Origin of the sequence: Mesorhizobium sp. M7A.F.Ca.US.006.04.2.1 (genome assembly GCF_004022915.1) — a bacterium.
Taxonomy (GTDB): domain Bacteria; phylum Pseudomonadota; class Alphaproteobacteria; order Rhizobiales; family Rhizobiaceae; genus Mesorhizobium; species Mesorhizobium ciceri.
The window spans coordinates 1-2,824 of record NZ_RZQA01000832.1; the positions used below are offsets into that span (position 1 = coordinate 1).

At 63.8% G+C, this 2,824-nt stretch carries 3 protein-coding genes; all 3 read right to left on the bottom strand.

The window, feature by feature from the left end:
- On the bottom strand, window positions 1–917 hold a 917-nt coding region (locus EN925_RS30770), incomplete at its 3' end, for an ATP-binding cassette domain-containing protein (RefSeq protein ID WP_128337167.1).
- Window positions 918–1,008: 91 nt separating this feature from the next.
- Complete coding sequence (locus EN925_RS30775; RefSeq protein WP_127369105.1) at window positions 1,009–1,863, bottom strand: MetQ/NlpA family lipoprotein; 855 nt, start codon at window positions 1,861–1,863, stop codon at window positions 1,009–1,011.
- A gap of 244 nt (window positions 1,864–2,107) precedes the next feature.
- Window positions 2,108–2,824, bottom strand: a 717-nt coding sequence (locus EN925_RS30780) for an aldehyde dehydrogenase family protein (protein ID WP_128337168.1), incomplete at its 5' end; no start/stop codon positions are given.

A 2,824-nucleotide genomic window follows, 5' to 3' on the forward strand; every position in this document is an offset into this window, starting at 1 on the left:
GCAGTGGCAAGGTCGGACAGCAGCGGACTGCTTGCCGCCTCGCCGGCCACGTCGACGCGCAGGATGGTTTCCGCACCGGCCGCCGGCAGCAGCCGCGCTGCCAGCTCGGCCGGCAGCTGCGGCCTGATGGCGCCGAGCAGGCTGCGTGTGATCTCGGAGCGTGGGTCGGCAAACACCGACCAGACCGGCCCTTGCTCGACGATGCGTCCGGCGTCGATCACCGCCACGCGGTCGGCGATGGAACGGATCACCTCCATCTCATGGGTGATCAAAAGGATGGTCAGGCCAAGCTGCCGGTTGATGTCCTTGAGCAGTGCGAGGATGGAGCGCGTCGTCTCCGGATCGAGCGCCGAGGTGGCTTCGTCCGACAGGAGCAGCGCCGGGCGCGCGGCAAGCGCCCTGGCGATGCCGACCCGTTGCTTCTGGCCGCCCGACAGCGACGCCGGATAGGCCTTGGCTTTCTCCGACAGGCCGACAAGATCGAGCAGTTCGGCGGCGCGCTTCAGCCTCTCGGCTTTCGGCCGGCCCTCGATCTTCAGCGGCAGCGCCACATTGTCCTCGACGGTCTTGGCCGACAGCAGGTTGAAATGCTGGAAGATCATGCCGATGCGCCGCCGCAGCGGCTGCAGGTCGCGCTCGCCGAGCCGGCTGATCTCGCGGCCCTCGATGAACACCTCGCCGGAGTCAGGCCGTTCCAGCCCGTTCAGGCAGCGGATCAGCGTCGATTTGCCGGCGCCGCTGCGGCCGATGATACCGAGGATCTCGCCCTTGCGCACGGTCAGCGAAATGCCGTCGAGCGCCGCCGTCACACCGAAATGGCGCTTCAGGTCGACAAGGCGCACGACATCCTGAGATGCGTCGGGCCGGGTCTGGGTCGGATCGGCGGTCTCCCCGGATGCCGTGATATGCTGGTTCATGAATATTCCTGTTCCCGAAAACGCAATCGCGGCCCGCGCCTGAGCGCGGACCGCTGTTGCTCTCGAACCGGGCTTCCGGCCGAGGACCGGATCAATAGGCGCTGAGGCCGGTGCCCTTGTAGACCTTGTCGAACTCGGCCTTCACCGCCTCGTTCTGATAGGAAGCCACCAGCGTCTTCACCCAGGCCTCGTTCTCGTTACCGGTCTTCACCGCGATGAAGTTGCGGTAGGGATTGTCGGCGATAGGCTCCTGCGCGATGCGGTTTTCCGGCGACAGGCCGCTTTTCAGCGCCCAGTCGGTATTGACTACGGCCGCATCGAGATCCTCGACCGAGCGGCCGACGATACCGGCGTCAAGTTCCTTGATCACCACCTTCTTCGCGTTCTCGGCGATGTCGGCGGTGGTGGCCAGAATGCCGGTGCCATCCCTGAGCTTGATCACGCCCTCGTTCTGCAGCACGCGCAGCGCCCGGCCTTCGTTGGAAGGGTCGTTCGGCACGCCGATGACCGCGCCCTCGGGCAGGTCGGCAACCTTCGTGTATTTCTTAGAGTAGAGGCCGATCGGCCAGACGCCGGTATAGCCGACACGGACGATGTGGTAGCCTTGAGTCTTGATCTGGTTGTCGAGATAGGGCTGGTGCTGGAAGGCGTTGGCGTCGATCTCGCCGCGCTCCAGCGCTTCGTTGGGCTGGGTGTAGTCGTTGAATACCACCGTCTCGATGGCAAGGCCCTTTTCGGCGGCTTGCGCGACGACGACGCGCCAGACGTCCTCGTCCTCGCCGCTGATGATGCCGACCTTGATCGCCTTCTTGTCCTCGGCAAACGACGCATGCGGTGCAATCAGGCTGCCGATCGCGACGACCGAGGCGAACAGCAGAGCAAGGCCACTGCGCCGGTTGACGGTTGACCCGGGGGAAGATGGCAAAGTGTTCTTGAAGTCAGTCATGATTGATCTCTGCGGTTGTGAAGTCATGGCAGCGAGGCGGATTGCCTAGCCTTGGTCGCATCCTCAGAAATTCTATCAAGTTTATCAAAGAACGCGTTTCGCCATTCTCGCCAAAGCCGGGAATATTCTCTCAAAATTTTCAAGAGCGTGAGCAAAAGCCGCCGCTTGACCGGCCGCAGCGGATCGCGGCGCGATCTTGCGCGCGTCTGGAGGTCGTCAGATTCTCAGAGAGCTCAGCGTGCCGTCAAAGCGCGATCCAGGCCGTCTTCAGTTCCAAATATTTCTCCAGCGCGTGCAGCGACTTGTCGCGGCCGAAGCCGGACTGCTTGACGCCGCCGAGCGGCACGGTGATGTCGGCGCCGCCATAGGTGTTGACGTGGACGACGCCGGCATTGATGGCGCGCACCATGCGATGCGCGGTGGAGAGATTGGCGGTCCACACCGCGGAGGCAAGCCCGTAGACGGTCGAATTGGCAAGCCGAACCGCCTCCTCCTCGGTCTCGAAGCGCATGACGCCGAGCACCGGCCCGAACACCTCCTCACGCGCCAACTGCATGTCCTGCATGACATTCTCGAAGATCGTTGGCGCCATGTAGCTGCCACCGGTCTCGGTCAGCATCCGCTGGCCGCCGGTGACGAGACGGGCACCTTCTTCCGTGGCCCTGGCGACGAAACCGAGGTTCTTGTCCAGCTGTTCGGCGCTCGACACCGCACCGACATCGTTGGCGAGATCGAGCGGATCGCCGACTTTCAGCCGCATCGTTGCCTGGAGAAGCTCATCCATGAAGCGGTCATAGACCGACGCCTGGACGAGCAGGCGCGAGCCGGCGACGCAGACCTGGCCGGAATTGCGAAAAATGCCGTTGGCCGAGACGACCGCCGCCTGTTTCAGGTCGGGGGCATCGGCAAAGACGATGTTCGGCGACTTGCCGCCGAGTTCGAGGAAGACGCGCTTCAGATT